Origin of the sequence: Agromyces seonyuensis (assembly GCF_009789225.1) — a bacterium.
In the GTDB taxonomy this organism is placed as follows: domain Bacteria; phylum Actinomycetota; class Actinomycetes; order Actinomycetales; family Microbacteriaceae; genus Agromyces; species Agromyces seonyuensis.
This window is the reverse complement of sequence record NZ_WSTA01000038.1, coordinates 1-14576: the sequence shown is the minus strand read 5'-3', so window position 1 is coordinate 14576 and position 14576 is coordinate 1. Positions and strand designations below refer to the sequence as shown.

The following is a 14576-nucleotide window of genomic DNA, read 5'->3' as shown; positions in this document are numbered from 1 at the left end:
CCGCCCCGGCCAGACTGGGCGCGGGGGTGGGGTCGTGCAGGATGACTCGTCGCGGCGCACGCGAGCGCTGGAGGTCTGGGAGGACTCGACGGCGTGGGTGTTCGTCGTCGCCTCGCTCGTCTTCCTCCTGCTGTACAGCGTCCGGGTGATCGGCGACACGTCGCTGCCCGACGGCTTGCAGCGGTTCTGCGCGATCGGCCTGCTCGTCATCTGGGTCGTCTTCGCGGTCGACTACCTCGTGCGGCTCGCGATCGCCCCGCAGCGCTGGAGCTGGGCGCGGCACAACTGGGTCGATCTGCTGTCCGTACTCGTGCCGGTCTTCCGGCCGTTCCGGCTCGTCAAGGAGCTCAACCGCATTCCGGCGCTGCGGGGGCACACGGGCTTGAAACTGCGCCGCCGCGTCATCCTCGTCGGGGTCGTCTTCGTCCTGTTGTTCGTGTACTCCATCGCGCTGGCCGTGCTCGAGGTCGAGCGGTACGCGCCCGGGGCGACGATCGTGACGCTCGGCGAGGCGGTGTGGTGGGCCTGCGTCACGATCGCGACCGTCGGCTACGGCGACTACGTGCCCGTGACCGGGATCGGCCGCATGCTCGCCGTGCTCCTCATGATCGGCGGCGTCGGCATCATCGGCACGGCGAGCGCGACGATCGTGTCCGCGCTCAACGACCATGTGCGGCATCGTGTCGCCGAGACGCCGGAAGAGGCGCGGGCCGCCGCGGAAGGCGCCGAGCCGGGCGTGCTCGCCGATCCGCCGAGCTTCGACGCCGGAAGCAGTCGTTCCGCGGCGGACCGGCCGGGTAGCCTGGACGGATGAGTTTCGACGCCAACGACGCGGCAGCCGACCAGCCCGAGATCCGCAAGGAGATCCTCACGTGGGACGAGTTCGGCGGTGCGGCCCGTGAACTCGCCGCCGACGTCCTGGCGAGCGGCTTCCGTCCCGACATCGTGATCGCGATCGCCCGCGGCGGCCTGCTGATCGCCGGCGCGATCTCCTACGCGCTCGGCACGAAGAGCTGCGGCTCGATCAACGTCGAGTTCTACACCGACATCGAGGAGACGCTGCCCGAGCCCGTGCTGCTCCCGCCGGCCCTCGACGCCCCCGCCCTCGCCGGCAAGAAGGTCCTCCTCGTCGACGACGTCTCCGACTCCGGCCGCACCCTCGAGAAGGTCGTCGGCATCCTCGCCGAGGCCGACGCGGAGACGAAGAGCCTGACCCTGTACACGAAGTCCCGCACCGTGCTCCGCCCCGACTTCTCGTGGCGCGAGACCGACGACTGGATCGTCTTCCCGTGGTCGGCGCTGCCCCCGGTGCGGGTCGGCGCATGAGTATCCACCTCGTCGGCGGCGGCGCGCTCGGAATCGCCGACGCGCCGCTGTACGCGCCGTTCCTCGCCGAGGCGGCGGCTCGCGGCCGCGCTGCCGGCCGGGCGACGCCCCGCATCGCCGTGCTCTCGGTGCACCCGGGCGGGACGGCGCCGTCCGAGGCGCTCGTCGCGGTCCTCGCCGCCGCCGGCGAGTTCGAGCCGCACGTGACGGCCGTCGCGGGCGGCATCCCGCTCGATCCGACGGCGATCGCCGACGTCGACGCCGTCGTCGTGGGCGGCGGCATCGTCGAGGAGGTGCGGGCCGGCGTCGAGCCGCTCTTCGGGGAGATCCGGCGTCGGGTCGCGGGCGGCACGCCCTACCTCGGCGTGTCGGCCGGGGCGATGATCGCCGGCGAGGGGGCGCTCGGCGGCGGATCGCGCATCGACGGGGTCGTGGTCTCGCCCGAGGACCCGTCGGGGCCGGGCGTCGAGTTCGCCGTCGAGGCCGGGCTCGGGCTCATCGACGTCGCGGTCGACGCGCACGTCGCCCAGCGCGGCAACCTGTCGCGCCTCGTCGCGGCCGTCGAAGCCGGGCTCATCGACAGCGCCCTCGGCATCGACGAGCGCACGGCGCTCGTCGTCGGCGAGGGCGGGCTGCGGGTCGTCGGCTCGGGCAGCGTCTGGCGCGTGCTACAGGCCGACGACGGCGTGCTCGTCTCGACGATCGGCGCATGAGCTCGCCGCTGCCGGCCCTGGTCGAGCAGGGGCGCATGGATGCCGGCTGGGCGCGCGCCTTCGAGCCGGTCGCCGACCGCATCACCGCGATGGGCGCCTTCCTGCAGGCCGAGGAGGCAGCGGGGCGCGGCTACTTGCCCGCCGGCCACGACGTGCTGCGGGCGTTCCGCGCGCCCTTCGCCGACGTCCGGGTGCTCATCGTCGGGCAGGACCCGTATCCGACGCCCGGGCATCCGATCGGGCTGTCGTTCGCCGTCGAGCGCGACGTGCGGCCGGTGCCCCGCAGCCTCGGCAACATCTATCGGGAGCTGCACGCCGACCTCGGCATCGAGCCCGCGCCCCACGGCGACCTGGATTCGTGGTCGGAGCACGGCGTCATGCTGCTCAACCGCGTGCTCACCGTCGCGCCCGGCACGCCCGCGTCGCACCGCGGCAAGGGCTGGGAAGCGGTCACCGACCACGCCATCCGCGTGCTCGTCGCCCGCGGTACGCCTCTCGTCGCGATCCTCTGGGGTCGGGACGCTGCGGGGCTGAAGCCGATGCTCGCTTCGACGCCGACGATCGAGTCGGCGCATCCCTCGCCGCTGTCGGCGTCGCGCGGATTCTTCGGCTCCCGACCCTTCTCGCGGGCGAACGCCCTGCTCGAGGCGCAGGGGGGCGCGCCCGTGGATTGGCGCGTAGCCTAGGCGGGTGCTGGAAGAGGAATACGAGACCCGTCGGGTGCCGCCGCCCCATCTGCGCAAGGCCGAGCCGCGCGAGGCGCCGTTCGAGTACGCGATCCGCACCGCCGAGCGAGCCGACCTGCCGCATGTCCGCGAGATCTACAACTACTACGTCGCCAACTCGACCGTCACGTTCGACGAGGACGCGATGACGCTGAAGGAGTGGAAGGCGAAGTTCGATCGCCTGGCCGAGGCCGGCTACCCGTTCATCGTCGCCGAATCGCCGACGGGCCAGATCCTCGGCTACGCCCTCGTCGCGGCGTGGATCCCGAAGCGCGCGGCGCGCTTCACCGTCGAGAACTCGATCTACCTCGGCCCGGCGGCCGGCGGCAAGGGCCTCGGTCGGGCGCTCCTCACCGAGCTCGTCGAACGCTCCAAGGCCGCGGGCCTCCGCGAGATGATCGCCGTCATCGCCGATCAGGGCGCGGATGCCTCGATCGCGCTGCACAAGAAGCTCGGCTTCGTCGAGGTCGGCCGCATGGGCCGCGTCGGCTACAAGTTCGGCCGCTGGCTCGGCACGGTCTCGTTGCAGAAGACCCTGAAGTGAGCGAGCTCCACGAGCTCACCGCGCTAGCGCTGCACCAGGCGCTGCAGCGCGGCGAGGTCTCGCCCGTCGAGGCCGCCCGGCACTACCTCGATCGCATCGAGGCGGGCGGAGCGCGGGTCGGCGCCTTCGCGACCGTGACGCCGGAACTCGCCCTCGAGCGTGCGGCGTTCGTCGAACGCGAGGTACCGCGGGCCCGCCCGCTGTGGGGGATGCCGCTCGCCGACAAGGACCTCGAGCAGCGTGCGGGCGTGCCGACGGCGTTCGGCTCGCGCGCGTTCGCCGGGTACGTCCCCGAGACCTCCGACGACCTCGTGGTCGACCTCGATCGCGCCGGCGCCGTGAGCCTGGGCAAGAGCGCTGCGCCCGAGTTCGGGATGCCGGCCTATACCGAGACGCTCGTCGGGCCGCCCGCACGCAACCCGTGGGACCTCGCGCTCGGCGCGGGCGGGTCCTCGGGCGGTGCCGCGGCCGCCGTCGCCGCCGGACTGCTGCCCTTCGCCCCCGGCTCGGACGGCGGCGGGTCGATCCGCATCCCGGCGGCCTCGTGCGGGCTCGTCGGCATCAAGCCGTCGCGCGGCCGGGTGCCGGGCGGTTCCGGGCAGGCCGGGCCGGGCGGACTCGCCGTCGCGGGCGCCCTCGCGCGCACGGTCGCGGACGCCGCACTCCTCCTCGACGGGATGATCGCCCCCGTCGGCTACCCGGCCGAGGCCCACTGGGCGCTGCGCGCCGCGGGGGAGGAGGGGCCGTTCCTCGGCGAGGCGCTGCGCGGTCAGGGCCGCTTCCAGCTCGGCGTCTCGACGGATTCGCCGTGGAAGAGCGCCGTCGAGATCGACCTGCACCCCGACCAGCGACGCGCGCTCGACGTCGCGATCGAGGCGTTCGACTGGATCGGCCACGGCCTCGAGGACGTGCCCGACGTCGACGAGCCCGACTACCCCGCGATGTTCAGCCGGGTCTGGCAGGGCACCGCCTCGGCGATCCCCGTCGAGGGGGACGGCGTCGCCGCACTCGAACCGCTCACCCGGTGGCTCCTCGCCGAGGGTCGGGCGATGCCGGCCCGGGCGCTCGCCGAAGCCCTGTCGTGGTTCGCCGCCTACGAGCGCCGCACGATCGCCCGGTTCGCGGCGTACGACGCCGTGCTCACCCCTGCGCTCGCGACCCTGCCGCCCGCCGTCGGCTCCTGGTCCGACGACGGCCCCGAGAACTTCGCCCAGCAGTGCCGGTTCACGCCGTACACGTCGTTCGTCAACGTCGCCGGACTGCCCGCCATCACGGTGCCCGTCGCGGAGACGGCGGCCGGGCTGCCGCTCGGGGTGCAGCTCATCGGCCGCCCCGGCGGCGAGGGAACGCTCTTCGCGCTCGCCGCGCAGCTCGAGCGGTCGGCGAAGCGCACCGCGAAGCATCCGCCGGTCTGGTAGTCGGCTCCGAGGGTTCGCACAACCCGGGGGTGCGGGGTTAGTGTGGTGAGGCAATGCTTACCTCACTCGCGACCGCCGCCCCCGTCCGTCCCGCGTATGCGGCCTTCGAGGCGCGCGTCAGCCGGGTGAACGGCCTCAGCCCGAGCTTCGTCCGGGTGACCTTCACCGGCGCCGAGCTCGAGCACTTCGGCACCGCGGGCTTCGACCAGCGCATCAAGGTCGTGCTCCCGCAGCCGGGCGCCGAGCCCGGCGCCGAGTTCGCGAACTTCCCGCGCGGCGAGGACTGGTACCGGCAGTGGCGCGAGCTCGACCCGGCCGACCGCAACCCGTTCCGCACCTACACGGTGCGCGCGGTGCGACCCGAGTCGTCCGAGGTCGACGTCGACTTCGTGCGCCACGGCGACGAGGGCCCGGCCTCCCGCTGGGCCGGCCGCGTGCGGGTGGGCGACGAGGTCGTGCTCGTCGGGCCCGACGGCCGTTCGCCCGACCACCACGTCGGCATCGACTGGCGGCCCGGCACGGTCTCGCGCGTGCTGCTCTGCGGCGACGAGACGGCCGCCCCCGCGATCGCCGCGATCCTCGAGCGCCTCCCGGCCCACCTCACCGGTGCGGCCTTCATCGAGGTGCCCCACGCGTCCGACGTCCTCGACCTCGTCGCACCCGCCGGCGTCGAGGTCGCCTTCCTGGCCCGCGAGAACGCCCCGCACGGCGCCCGCCTCGACGCGGCCGCCCGCGCCTGGCTGGAGTCCGACCGCCCGGCCGGCACCGTCACCCTCGACACCGACACGATCGCCGTGCTCGACTCGATCGGCGCCGACGGCGTCGGACCCGGCGACGCCCTGCTCTGGGACGTGCCCGCCGGCCGTGCCGCCGACGGCGAGCTCTACGCCTGGCTCGCCGGCGAGGCGAGCGTCATCACCGGCCTCCGCCGCCACCTCGTGCAGGGCCTCGGCATCGACCGCCGCTCCGTCGCCTTCATGGGGTACTGGCGGGCGGGCCGCGCCGAACTCTCGTGAGCGCGCGCGGCAGGGCCGAGGCCGTCGCCGCGCACGACGAGCAGGTCGCGGACGCGACCGGCCCCGACGTGTCGCGCCATCCGGTCGCGAGCGCCCGGCATCGCCGGCTCGTGCTCGCGGGAGCGTTCGCCGGCGGCATCCTCGTGCTCGCGCTCGTCGCGTTCGCGAGCCTCGCGATCGGCACCCGCTCGCTCTCGCTCGCCGAGGTCTGGGGCGCGCTGACCTCGCCCGACGGCGGCACCGCGAGCCACATCGTGCTCGACCTCCGACTGCCGCGGCTCGTGCTCGGGCTCATGGCCGGCGCAGCGCTCGGCATCACGGGCGCGGTGCTGCAGGCCGTCACCCGCAACCCGATCGCCGACCCGGGCATCCTCGGCATCAACGCCGGCGCCGCCGTCGCCGTCGTCGCGGCGATCACCTTCCTCGGCGTGCGCGATCCCGCCGGCTTCGTCTGGTTCGCGTTCGGCGGCGCGGCGCTCGCGGCGTTCGTCGTCTTCGCCGTGGGCTCGTCCGGCCGAGACGGCTCGACGCCCGTCAAGCTCGCGCTCACCGGTGCGGCCGTCACCGCGTTCCTCACGCCGCTCACGACCCTCATGCTCATCGGCCAGGACACGACCATCTCGGCCTACCGCTCGTGGTCGGTCGGCTCGCTGTCCGGCCGCGACCTCGGCATGGCGGCGCAGCTCTGGCCGTTCCTCCTCATCGGCCTCGTGCTCGCGGCCCTCCTCGGCCGGCGCCTCAACCTGCTCGCGCTCGGCGACGACGTCGCGCGCAGCCTCGGCGTGCGCGTCGGCACGACGCGCGTCCTCGCCGCCGCCGCCGTCATCGTCCTCGCCGGCACGGCGACCTCGCTCGTCGGGCCGATCGCGCTCGTCGGCCTCGTCGTCCCGCACGTCGCCCGGCCGCTCGCCGGCGGCGACGCCCGCTGGGTGCTCGCGCTCTCCGCGATCTTCGGCCCCGTGCTGCTCCTGGCCGCCGACGTCATCGGCCGCGTCGTCGTCGCTCCGGCCGAACTCGAGGCGGGCATCGTCGCCGCGATCATCGGGGCGCCGGTGCTCATCGCCATCGTGCGCCGCACGAAGGGGGCGAGCGCATGAGCGCCGCCGTCCTCGAACGATCGGATGCCCGCTCGGGCGCCGAGATCGTCGGCCGCGCCCGGCGGGGCCGCGCCCGGCGCACCGCGATCGTCGTCGCGGCCTGCGTACTCGTGCTGCTCGTCGCCGCCGCCGGCTCCCTCCTCGCGGGCGCCTCCGACCTCAGCCCCGGCAAGGTGCTCGCTGCCGCGTTCGGCTTCGGCGACGCCGGCGACGTCTTCATCGTCCAGCGCCTGCGGCTGCCGCGCATCCTCGCCGCGATCCTCGCCGGCGGCGCGCTCGGCCTCTCCGGCGCCCTCTTCCAGACCACGCTCCGCAACCCGCTCGCGAGCCCGGACCTGCTCGGCGTCTCCGGCGGCGCTGCGTTCGGTGCCGTCCTGGCCCTCCTCGTCTTCAAGGTCGACGCCGGCTGGGTGAGCGCCGCGGCGTTCGCCGGCGCGCTGCTCGTCGCCCTGCTGAGCTGGGCGCTCGCATGGCGGGGCGGCCTGCAGGGCTACCGCTTCGTGCTCGTCGGCGTCGGACTCGGCGTGCTCATGCAGGGGCTCATCGGGTGGATGATCACCCGGGCCGACGTCCGCACGGTGAGCGATGCGCTCGTCTGGACCGTCGGGGGCGTCGGCAACGCCAGCCAGGACGACCTCGAGCGCACGGGCATCCTCGTGGGCATCGCCCTGGTCGGCGTCATCGCGATCTCGCCCCGCCTGCCGGTGCTCGCCCTCGGCGACGAGAGCGCCCGCGGCCTCGGGGTGCGCGCCGGCCGCGACCGTGCGATCGTGCTCGGGCTCGCCGTGCTGCTCGTCGCGAGCGCCGTCTCCCTCGCCGGCCCGCTCGCGTTCGTCGCCCTCATGTCGGCGCCCATCGCCCGACGCCTCGTGCGCAACGGCGGGGCGGCCCTCGTCGCCGCGACCGCCGTCGGGGCGACCCTCGTGGTCGTCGCCGACCTCGTCGGCTCGAAGCTGCTGCCCGACGGCGTGCCCGCGGGCATCGTCACCGGGCTCATCGGCGCCCCGTACCTCCTCTGGCTGATCGCCGCCTCGAACCGCAAGGGGGTCGACGGATGACCGTGGTCCCTCGTGCGGGTTCCGCTGCCGGCACCGCCGCCTCGAACCGGAAGGGAGTCGAGCGATGACCGCCCACGCATCCCCGATCGCCGCCGAGCCGCCCCGCGCGGCCGCCCACGAACTGCGCGCCGACGGGCTCGCCCTCGGCTACGACGGACGTCGCATCATCCAGGAGCTCGACCTCGTCGTGCCCGACGGCCGGGTGAGCGTCGTGGTCGGTCCGAACGCCTGCGGCAAGTCCACGCTCCTCAAGGGGCTCGCGCGCCTGACGTCGCCCGACGGCGGCACCGTCTCGCTCGACGGCCGCGACCTCGGCCGCATCCCGCCGCGCGAGCTCGCCCGCACGCTCGCCGTGCTCCCGCAGCAGCCCATCGCGCCCGACGGCATCCGCGTGTGGGACCTCGTCGCCCGTGGACGCCACCCGCACCAGGGCTGGTTCCGCTCGCGCTCCGCCGGCGACGATGCGATCGTGGCGGAGGCGCTGTCGGCGACGTCCACGCTCGGCATCGCCGACCGGCTCGTCGAGGAGCTCTCGGGCGGCCAGCGCCAGCGGGTGTGGATCGCCATGGTGCTCGCCCAGCAGGCCGACATCGTGCTGCTCGACGAACCGACGACCTTCCTCGACGTCACCCACCAGCTCGAGGTGCTCGATCTGCTCACCGAGCTCAATCGCACGCGCGGCACGACCGTCGTGATGGTGCTGCACGACCTCAACCTCGCCGCGCGCTACGCGGACCGGCTCGTCGTCATGAACGGCGGGCGCATCGTCGCCGAGGGCGCGCCGGCGGAGGTGCTCACCGCCGACCTCGTCGAGCGGGCCTTCAGCCTGCCGTCGCAGGTGGTGCCGGATCCGGTGTCGGGCTCGCCGATGGTCGTGCCGATCGGCCGCTTCCACTCGCAGGATCCGGCGCCGGGCGAGGTTCCCGCTCCGCGCGATCCCGGATCCCGTGCAGCATCTTGATCGTCATGACGGTCGAGAGCCACTCGACGAGCTCGATGACGCCGCCGACGGCGGGCCGATCCCACTCGTAGCGCTCGCGCACCACGAGGCGTGAGCGGACCCCGTCGGGTTCGACGACGAAGGCCCAGGTGAACGCGAAGGGCGGCCCGGGCGGCGCGTGCTCGGGCGCGGCCAGGCCGTCGCCGTGCAGCACCAGTGCGCGAGGTGGATCGAGGTGCGCGACGCGCAGTCCGACCCCCTCGGCGAGGCGCACCTCGTCGCCGACCGCGAGGGACTGCCAGTCCGGCACGATGCCCTCGGCCGAGCGGATGCCGAGCCCGATGGCGTTCTCGAGGGCGTCGAAGCTGTAGAACCCGGCCCGGCCCTGGCCGAGCTGCACGAGCCACGGCCAGACGAGCTCCGCCGGGGCGGCGATCGCGATCGCGCGCGTCGCCTGCAGGCCGGGGAGGGGGATGAGCCCGTCGCCCGGAAGCACGCCCTGCTGCTCGGCCGGCGTCGCGCCCCACCGTCGGAGCGGCCCGCGCAGCGCCGAGAGGGCGATGAGCTTCAGCACGCCGATGACGAGCACGACGAGGGCGACGCGGAGACCGATGCGGCGGCCGGACTCGGAGGTCATCACCCCAGCGTGTCCTGCCCGGGCGCGGAGGACAAGGGACGGGCTCGGTTTCCCCTACCGGTTAGGTGAGGCTAAGCTCAACACTCGGGCATTCGCCCGCGCGGCTGCACCGGCCGCAGCATCCTGCTTCCCCCTTCGAACGGAGTCCGATGTCCTCGCGCATCCGCACCGCCGCTCTCGCGTCGGCCGCCCTCCTGGCTCTCAGCCTCACCGCCTGCGCCTCCGGCGGCGACGCCCCGTCCGGCTCGGACGCGGCCGACGATTCCGCCGCCGCGTTCCCCGTCACGATCGAGCACGCCTTCGGCGAGACGACGATCGACGCCGAGCCCGAGCGCGTCGTCACGTGGGGCTGGGGCTCCACCGAGGCCGCCCTCGCCCTCGACGTCGTGCCCGTCGCGATGGCCCAGCAGGCCTATGGCGCGAACGAGGACGGCGTGCTGCCGTGGGTCGCCGCCGACCTCGAGGACAAGGGCGCCGAAACGCCCGTCATCCTCACCGACGACGGCGAGACCCCGCCCTACGAGGAGATCGTCGAGGCCGACCCCGACGTCATCCTCGCCCCCTACTCGGGCATCACCGAGGAGCAGTACGACCTGCTCAGCGAGATCGCCCCGACCGTCGCCTACCCCGGCGAGGCGTGGGCCACCCCGTGGAAGGACGTCGTCTCGATCGTCGGCGAGGCCCTCGGCAAGTCCGACGAGGCCGAGACCGTCCTGGCCGACCTCGACGGCGAGCTCGCCGACCAGGCGGCTGCGCACCCGGAGCTCGAGGGCAAGACCGTCGCCGCGGTCTGGGACGTCGCCGGCACGTTCTACGTCTACCGCTCGACGGAGCCCCGCGTGGAGTTCCTGACCGACCTCGGCCTCGAGGTCGCCCCGTCGGTCGAGGAGCTCGCCAACGGCGAGTCGACCTTCTTCTACACGCTCTCCTACGAGCAGGTCGACCAGCTCGACTCCGACATCCTCGTGAGCTACTCCGACACGCAGGAGGAGGCGGACGCCTTCCTCACGTCGGCGAACACCTCGGTCATCCCCGCCGTCCAGAACGGCGCGGTCGCGCAGGTCGTCGGCACCGAGTTCATCGCCGCCGTCTCGCCGCCCACCGCGCTCTCGCTCACGTGGGGCCTCGACGACCTCGTCGCGAGCCTCAGCGAGGCCGCCGCGGTTCCCTCCGAGTGAGCCCTCAGGCTCCCGCCGGCCGCTTCGCCCTCGCGGAGCGCGCCGGCAGGTAGCCGCCCGCCTCCAGGCCGGCCTCGATCTCGAAGCGATTGCGCAACGGATCGCGGCCGGCCTTCGCGTACAGCAGGGGCATCAGCATCCCGAACTTGCGCCACTGGGATTTGTGCACGGCCTCGTGGCCGAGCACGCGGTCGCTCGCGTTCGTCGCCGTGAGGTACACGCCCCCGACGCACGTGCCGCCGCGTCGGAACGCCCACTTCGGCATCCCGGTGAAGACCCAGAGGCCCTGCCGGCGCTCGACCCGCCCCGTGGAGAGCAGGAAGCCCCACGTGAAGCCGACCGCGGTCGCGTAGCCGTAGCCCGCGCGCGAGATCGCCGAGTCGGTCAACCGGATGGTCACGCGTCGGGTCGGCCGCTCCGAGGGTTCCGGCAGTCCGCCCGTCACGACGCGGCCGCCGTGAGGCCGCCGTCGGCGCCGCGCGCGCTCTCACGCCCGAGCGCCTCGAGCAGCCGCAGCCAGACCTCGCTGACGCTCGGGAACGCCGGCACGGCGTGCCAGAGCCGTCGCACGCTCACCTGGCCGACGATCGCCACGGTCGCCGCGTGCAGCAGTTCGGCGACGTCGTCGCCCACGAACGTCGCACCGAGCACGAGCCCGTCCCGGGCGTCGACGACGAGCTTCGCGCGGCCGTCGGCGCCGTCGACGTGGATCTGCGCGCCCTGGGCGCTCGTGAGCGGCACCTCGACGGCGCGCACCGAGAACCCGGCGGCCCGGGCGGCCGACTCGGTGAGCCCGACCGCGGCGACCTCGGGCGACGAGAACACGACCTGCGGCACCGCGCGGTGATCGGCGGTCGCGGCGTCGGCGCCCCACGGGCCGAGTTCCGGCGCGTCGCCCCGCACACGGGCGGCGATCCCGTCGCCGACGGCGCGCGCCTCGTACTTGCCCTGGTGCGTCAGCGGGGCGCGGCCGTTCACGTCGCCGACGGCGTAGAGCCAGCCGCCGGATGCCGTCGGCACCGCGAGCGAGTCGTCGACGTCGAGCTTCGCGCCGGGTTCGAGGCCGAGGGTCTCGAGGCCGAGGTCGCCCGTGCGCGGGCGCCGGCCGGTGGCGACGAGCACCTCGTCGGCCTCGACGCGCGTGCCGTCGTCGAGTTCGAGCGTCACGGTGCCGTCGGCGTCCCGCGAGGCGCGGGCGACCTGCTTCCCGAGCAGCACCCGCGCGCCGAGCGCTTCCAGCCCGGCTGCGACCGCCTCCCCGGCGAAGTCCTCGAAGCCGTGCAGCAGGGTGCCGCGCTGGATGATCGTGACCTCCGAGCCGAAGCCCGCGTACGCCGTCGCCATCTCGACCGCGACGACGCCGCCGCCGACCACGGCGAGTCGCGCGGGCACCTCGTGGGCGCCGGTGGCCTCGCGCGAACCCCACGGCCGGACCTCGGCGAGTCCCGGGATCGGCGGCACGACGGGCTCCGAGCCGGTCGCCACGACGACCGCGTGCCGCGCGACGACGAGGGTCTCCGCGCCGGCGTCATCCGTGACGACCACGCGTTTCGGCCCGTCGAAGCGGCCGGTGCCGCGCAGCAGCCTCGCGTCGATCGAGGCGAGCCAGTCGGCGCCGCCCGAGTCGTCCCAGTCGCCGACGAACCGGTCGCGGCGCGCGAACACGGCCTGCGGGTCGAGCTCCCCGGTGACCGCCTCGGCCGCGCCCGGCAGCGCCTTCGCATCTCGGAGCGCCGCCGCGCTGCGCAGCAGCACCTTCGACGGCACGCACGCCCAGTACGAGCATTCGCCGCCGACGAGCTCCCGCTCGACGATCACGGTGTCGAGTCCCGCGGCGCGGGTGCGATCGGCGACGTTCTCGCCGACCGGTCCCGCGCCCAGCACGATCACGTCGGTCTCGATGGTCTCGGACATGTCCCCCCTCGTCCGGCTCGCGCCGGGGTCGTTCAGGATGCCGCGTCCTGCGGCTCCTCGTGCGTCTTCGCCCCGGCCGTGACGGCGCCGATGAGGCGGAGGATGGTCGGCAGGTCGTCGTTCGCCTGCTCGGGCGAGCCCGGGGCGAAGCCCGCGACGGCCGCACCGGCGACCGGGAAGCGCGTCGCGACGGCCCGCAGCAGCGCGGCCAGCGTCTCGGCGCTCGCGCCGAACGGCAGCGGGTAGCTGAGGCCCGACAGCGCGCCCGGGTCGAGCACGTCGAGGTCGACGTGCACGTAGACCGAGCGGGCGCCGGCGGCCTCGAGCGCGCCGATGACAACTGCCGGGTCGGCGAGGTCCTCGACGGTCAGGAGCGGGATCCCGTGCGCCTCGGCGTAGTCGTGCTCGCCGGGATCGATCGACCGGGCGCCGCCGATGACGAGACGCGAGGGCGCCAGCGCGTGGGGCGAGCGCAGTGCGAGCCCCTCGGCGCCGTCGCCGAGGATCGCGCGCAGCGACATGCCGCCGAATCCGCCCGACGGGCTCGACTCGGGGGAGTGGAGATCGGGGTGGGCGTCGAGCCAGAGCACCGCGAGCCCGTCGTCGGCGTCGCGCTGCCGCAGGTGCTCGAGTGCCGAGACGGAGACGCCGCAGTCGCCGCCCACGAGGAACGGCCAACCCGGTGCTTCGGCGAGGGCCGCGGCGATGCGTTCGCGGACCCGGGCGAGCGTCGAGTAGCGCTTGACGCCGGAACCGAGGGACTCGCCGGCCTCCGTCGGCACGTCGACGAAGCGCGTCGCACGGCTCGGCAGGTCGCCCGCGATCGCGTGGGCGCCGTCCGCGTGGGACATCGCCCGAGTCGACACCGAACCCTGCCACTGGGGGATCACGACGAAGGTCACCGGCATCCATTCAGTATCGCGCCTGCCGGCGCCGACGCACCCCCGATCTTCGGCGAATACCCCGGGAAACGACGAAGGCGCCCCTGCGCTCGCCGGGGCGCCCCGTCGAGCGGCTCGGCGCGTCAGCCGCCGATGGCCTGCTGGCCGCCGGCCTTCAGCGCCGCGAGGCGGGCGTCCACCTCGGTGAGCTCGCCGAGGTCGTCGAGCTCGTTGAACTGCGCGTCGAGCGAAGACGCGGCGAGCTCGGCCTGACCGCGGGCCTTGGCCTCTTCGCGGCGCACCTTCTCCTCGAAGCGCGAGACCTCGCTCGTGGGGTCGAGGATGTCGATCGACTTGACGGCGGCGTGCACCTGCTGCTGCGCGGCAGCGGTCTTCGAGCGCGCGATGAGCTCGGAGCGCTTGTTTTTCAGCTGGACGAGCTTGTCCTTCATGCCGTTCAGGCCGGACTTGAGCGTCTCGACGATCTGGGTCTGCGAGGCGATCTGCGGCTCGGCGGTGCGCGCCTCGTTCTCGCTCGAGATCTGGCGGCCGAGGGCCACCTTGGCGAGGTTGTCGAACTTGTCGGCGCCCGCGGTGTCGCCCGCGGTGCGCAGTTCGTCGGCCTTGCGGCTCGCGGCGAGCGCCTTCTGGCCCCATTCGGCCGCGACGCGCACGTCCTCGGCGTGGTCGTCCTCGAGGAGCCGGAGGTTGCCGATGGTCTCGGCGATGGCGGCCTCGGCGTCGGCGATGGAGTTCGTGAAGTCGCGCACCATCTGGTCGAGCATCTTCTCCGGATCCTCGGCCTGGTCGATGAGGGCGTTGATGTTCGCCTTCATGAGCGTCGAGATGCGCCCGAAGATCGACTGCTTGGTCATTTCCGTTCCCTTTCCTGTGCCGGGATGCCCCGGTCGTGCTGTCCGGGGGAGCCCCCCGGTTCGGTCGTGCCTGCTGCTGCGCTCGTGCGCCTGATCCGCGTCGGCGGACCGGACGTGCGTTCCCTCGTCCCCTAGAACCGCCCCCCGCTCGAACGACGGCCCCCGCCGCCCCTGCGGCCGCCGCCGAACCCGCCGACGCGGCCGCCGCCGAACCCGCCGCCCCCGCGACCGCCGCCGGAGCCGCGGACCGGAGG

Annotated in this window: 15 protein-coding genes; 11 read left to right on the top strand and 4 right to left on the bottom strand. The window is 74.2% G+C overall.

Translation table 11 applies throughout. The features are described 5' to 3' along the window. The first annotated feature begins 34 nt into the window (after positions 1-34). The 11 genes from GB864_RS09735 to GB864_RS09685 all read left to right on the top strand — a co-directional run bounded on the left by GB864_RS09735 (position 35) and on the right by GB864_RS09685 (position 10652). A complete protein-coding gene (locus GB864_RS09735) occupies positions 35-814 on the top strand; it encodes an ion channel (protein ID WP_160424498.1) in 780 nt (259 codons plus the stop codon). Next, positions 811-1326 (top strand): phosphoribosyltransferase, encoded by a 516-nt coding sequence (locus GB864_RS09730; RefSeq protein ID WP_160424496.1) that lies wholly within the window; start codon positions 811-813, stop codon positions 1324-1326. The genes GB864_RS09735 and GB864_RS09730 overlap by 4 nt, the downstream gene beginning before the upstream one ends. Then, positions 1323-2039, top strand: a complete 717-nt coding sequence (locus GB864_RS09725) for a Type 1 glutamine amidotransferase-like domain-containing protein (RefSeq protein ID WP_160424494.1) — start codon at positions 1323-1325, stop codon at positions 2037-2039. Before GB864_RS09730 ends, GB864_RS09725 begins: the two co-directional genes overlap by 4 nt. Then, complete coding sequence (locus GB864_RS09720; protein WP_160424492.1) at positions 2036-2725, top strand: uracil-DNA glycosylase; 690 nt, start codon at positions 2036-2038, stop codon at positions 2723-2725. Before GB864_RS09725 ends, GB864_RS09720 begins: the two co-directional genes overlap by 4 nt. 4 nt (positions 2726-2729) lie before the next feature. After that, positions 2730-3308: a GNAT family N-acetyltransferase gene (locus GB864_RS09715; protein WP_336603947.1), complete on the top strand. Its 579-nt coding sequence runs from the start codon at positions 2730-2732 to the stop codon at positions 3306-3308. After that, on the top strand, positions 3305-4726 hold the full coding sequence (locus GB864_RS09710) for an amidase family protein (protein ID WP_160424490.1): 1422 nt from the start codon (positions 3305-3307) through the stop codon (positions 4724-4726). Before GB864_RS09715 ends, GB864_RS09710 begins: the two co-directional genes overlap by 4 nt. Before the next feature lie 53 nt (positions 4727-4779). Further along, positions 4780-5742 (top strand): siderophore-interacting protein, encoded by a 963-nt coding sequence (locus GB864_RS09705; protein WP_160424488.1) that lies wholly within the window; start codon positions 4780-4782, stop codon positions 5740-5742. After that, positions 5739-6839, top strand: a complete 1101-nt coding sequence (locus GB864_RS09700; protein WP_336603946.1) for a FecCD family ABC transporter permease — start codon at positions 5739-5741, stop codon at positions 6837-6839. Before GB864_RS09705 ends, GB864_RS09700 begins: the two co-directional genes overlap by 4 nt. Next, the gene (locus GB864_RS09695) at positions 6836-7897 is read left to right on the top strand and encodes a FecCD family ABC transporter permease (protein WP_160424487.1); all 1062 of its coding nucleotides are present in this window, start codon (positions 6836-6838) and stop codon (positions 7895-7897) included. Before GB864_RS09700 ends, GB864_RS09695 begins: the two co-directional genes overlap by 4 nt. A gap of 64 nt (positions 7898-7961) precedes the next feature. Beyond that, entirely contained in the window at positions 7962-8858 is an 897-nt protein-coding gene (locus GB864_RS09690; protein WP_160424484.1) for an ABC transporter ATP-binding protein, read from the top strand. Between the two features lie 765 nt (positions 8859-9623). Continuing rightward, a complete protein-coding gene (locus tag GB864_RS09685; protein WP_160424483.1) occupies positions 9624-10652 on the top strand; it encodes an iron-siderophore ABC transporter substrate-binding protein in 1029 nt (342 codons plus the stop codon). A gap of 4 nt (positions 10653-10656) precedes the next feature. Here GB864_RS09685 and GB864_RS09680 read toward each other — a convergent pair whose 3' ends face one another. From GB864_RS09680 to GB864_RS09665, 4 genes are all read right to left on the bottom strand, one after another. Continuing rightward, positions 10657-11052, bottom strand: coding sequence for a Fe-S oxidoreductase (locus GB864_RS09680; protein ID WP_160424481.1), 396 nt, complete (start codon positions 11050-11052; stop codon positions 10657-10659). A 41-nt stretch (positions 11053-11093) separates the two neighbouring features. Continuing rightward, complete coding sequence (locus GB864_RS09675; RefSeq protein WP_160424479.1) at positions 11094-12566, bottom strand: dihydrolipoyl dehydrogenase family protein; 1473 nt, start codon at positions 12564-12566, stop codon at positions 11094-11096. A 32-nt stretch (positions 12567-12598) separates the two neighbouring features. Beyond that, positions 12599-13474: an arginase family protein gene (locus GB864_RS09670; RefSeq protein WP_160424478.1), complete on the bottom strand. Its 876-nt coding sequence runs from the start codon at positions 13472-13474 to the stop codon at positions 12599-12601. Between the two features lie 116 nt (positions 13475-13590). Further along, positions 13591-14322: a PspA/IM30 family protein gene (locus tag GB864_RS09665; RefSeq protein WP_160424476.1), complete on the bottom strand. Its 732-nt coding sequence runs from the start codon at positions 14320-14322 to the stop codon at positions 13591-13593. Between the last annotated feature and the right edge of the window lie 254 nt (positions 14323-14576).

What these genes read in the sequence shown, in the direction of transcription:
- GB864_RS09670 (WP_160424478.1), bottom strand. Translation starts at nt 13,474, where the DNA reads ATGCCGGTGACCTTCGTCGTGATCCCCCAGTGGCAGGGTTCGGTGTCG.
- GB864_RS09675 (WP_160424479.1), bottom strand. Translation starts at nt 12,566, where the DNA reads ATGTCCGAGACCATCGAGACCGACGTGATCGTGCTGGGCGCGGGACCG.
- GB864_RS09665 (WP_160424476.1), bottom strand. Translation starts at nt 14,322, where the DNA reads ATGACCAAGCAGTCGATCTTCGGGCGCATCTCGACGCTCATGAAGGCG.
- GB864_RS09695 (WP_160424487.1), top strand. Translation starts at nt 6,836, where the DNA reads ATGAGCGCCGCCGTCCTCGAACGATCGGATGCCCGCTCGGGCGCCGAG.
- GB864_RS09725 (WP_160424494.1), top strand. Translation starts at nt 1,323, where the DNA reads ATGAGTATCCACCTCGTCGGCGGCGGCGCGCTCGGAATCGCCGACGCG.
- GB864_RS09720 (WP_160424492.1), top strand. Translation starts at nt 2,036, where the DNA reads ATGAGCTCGCCGCTGCCGGCCCTGGTCGAGCAGGGGCGCATGGATGCC.
- GB864_RS09685 (WP_160424483.1), top strand. Translation starts at nt 9,624, where the DNA reads ATGTCCTCGCGCATCCGCACCGCCGCTCTCGCGTCGGCCGCCCTCCTG.
- GB864_RS09730 (WP_160424496.1), top strand. Translation starts at nt 811, where the DNA reads ATGAGTTTCGACGCCAACGACGCGGCAGCCGACCAGCCCGAGATCCGC.
- GB864_RS09705 (WP_160424488.1), top strand. Translation starts at nt 4,780, where the DNA reads ATGCTTACCTCACTCGCGACCGCCGCCCCCGTCCGTCCCGCGTATGCG.
- GB864_RS09690 (WP_160424484.1), top strand. Translation starts at nt 7,962, where the DNA reads ATGACCGCCCACGCATCCCCGATCGCCGCCGAGCCGCCCCGCGCGGCC.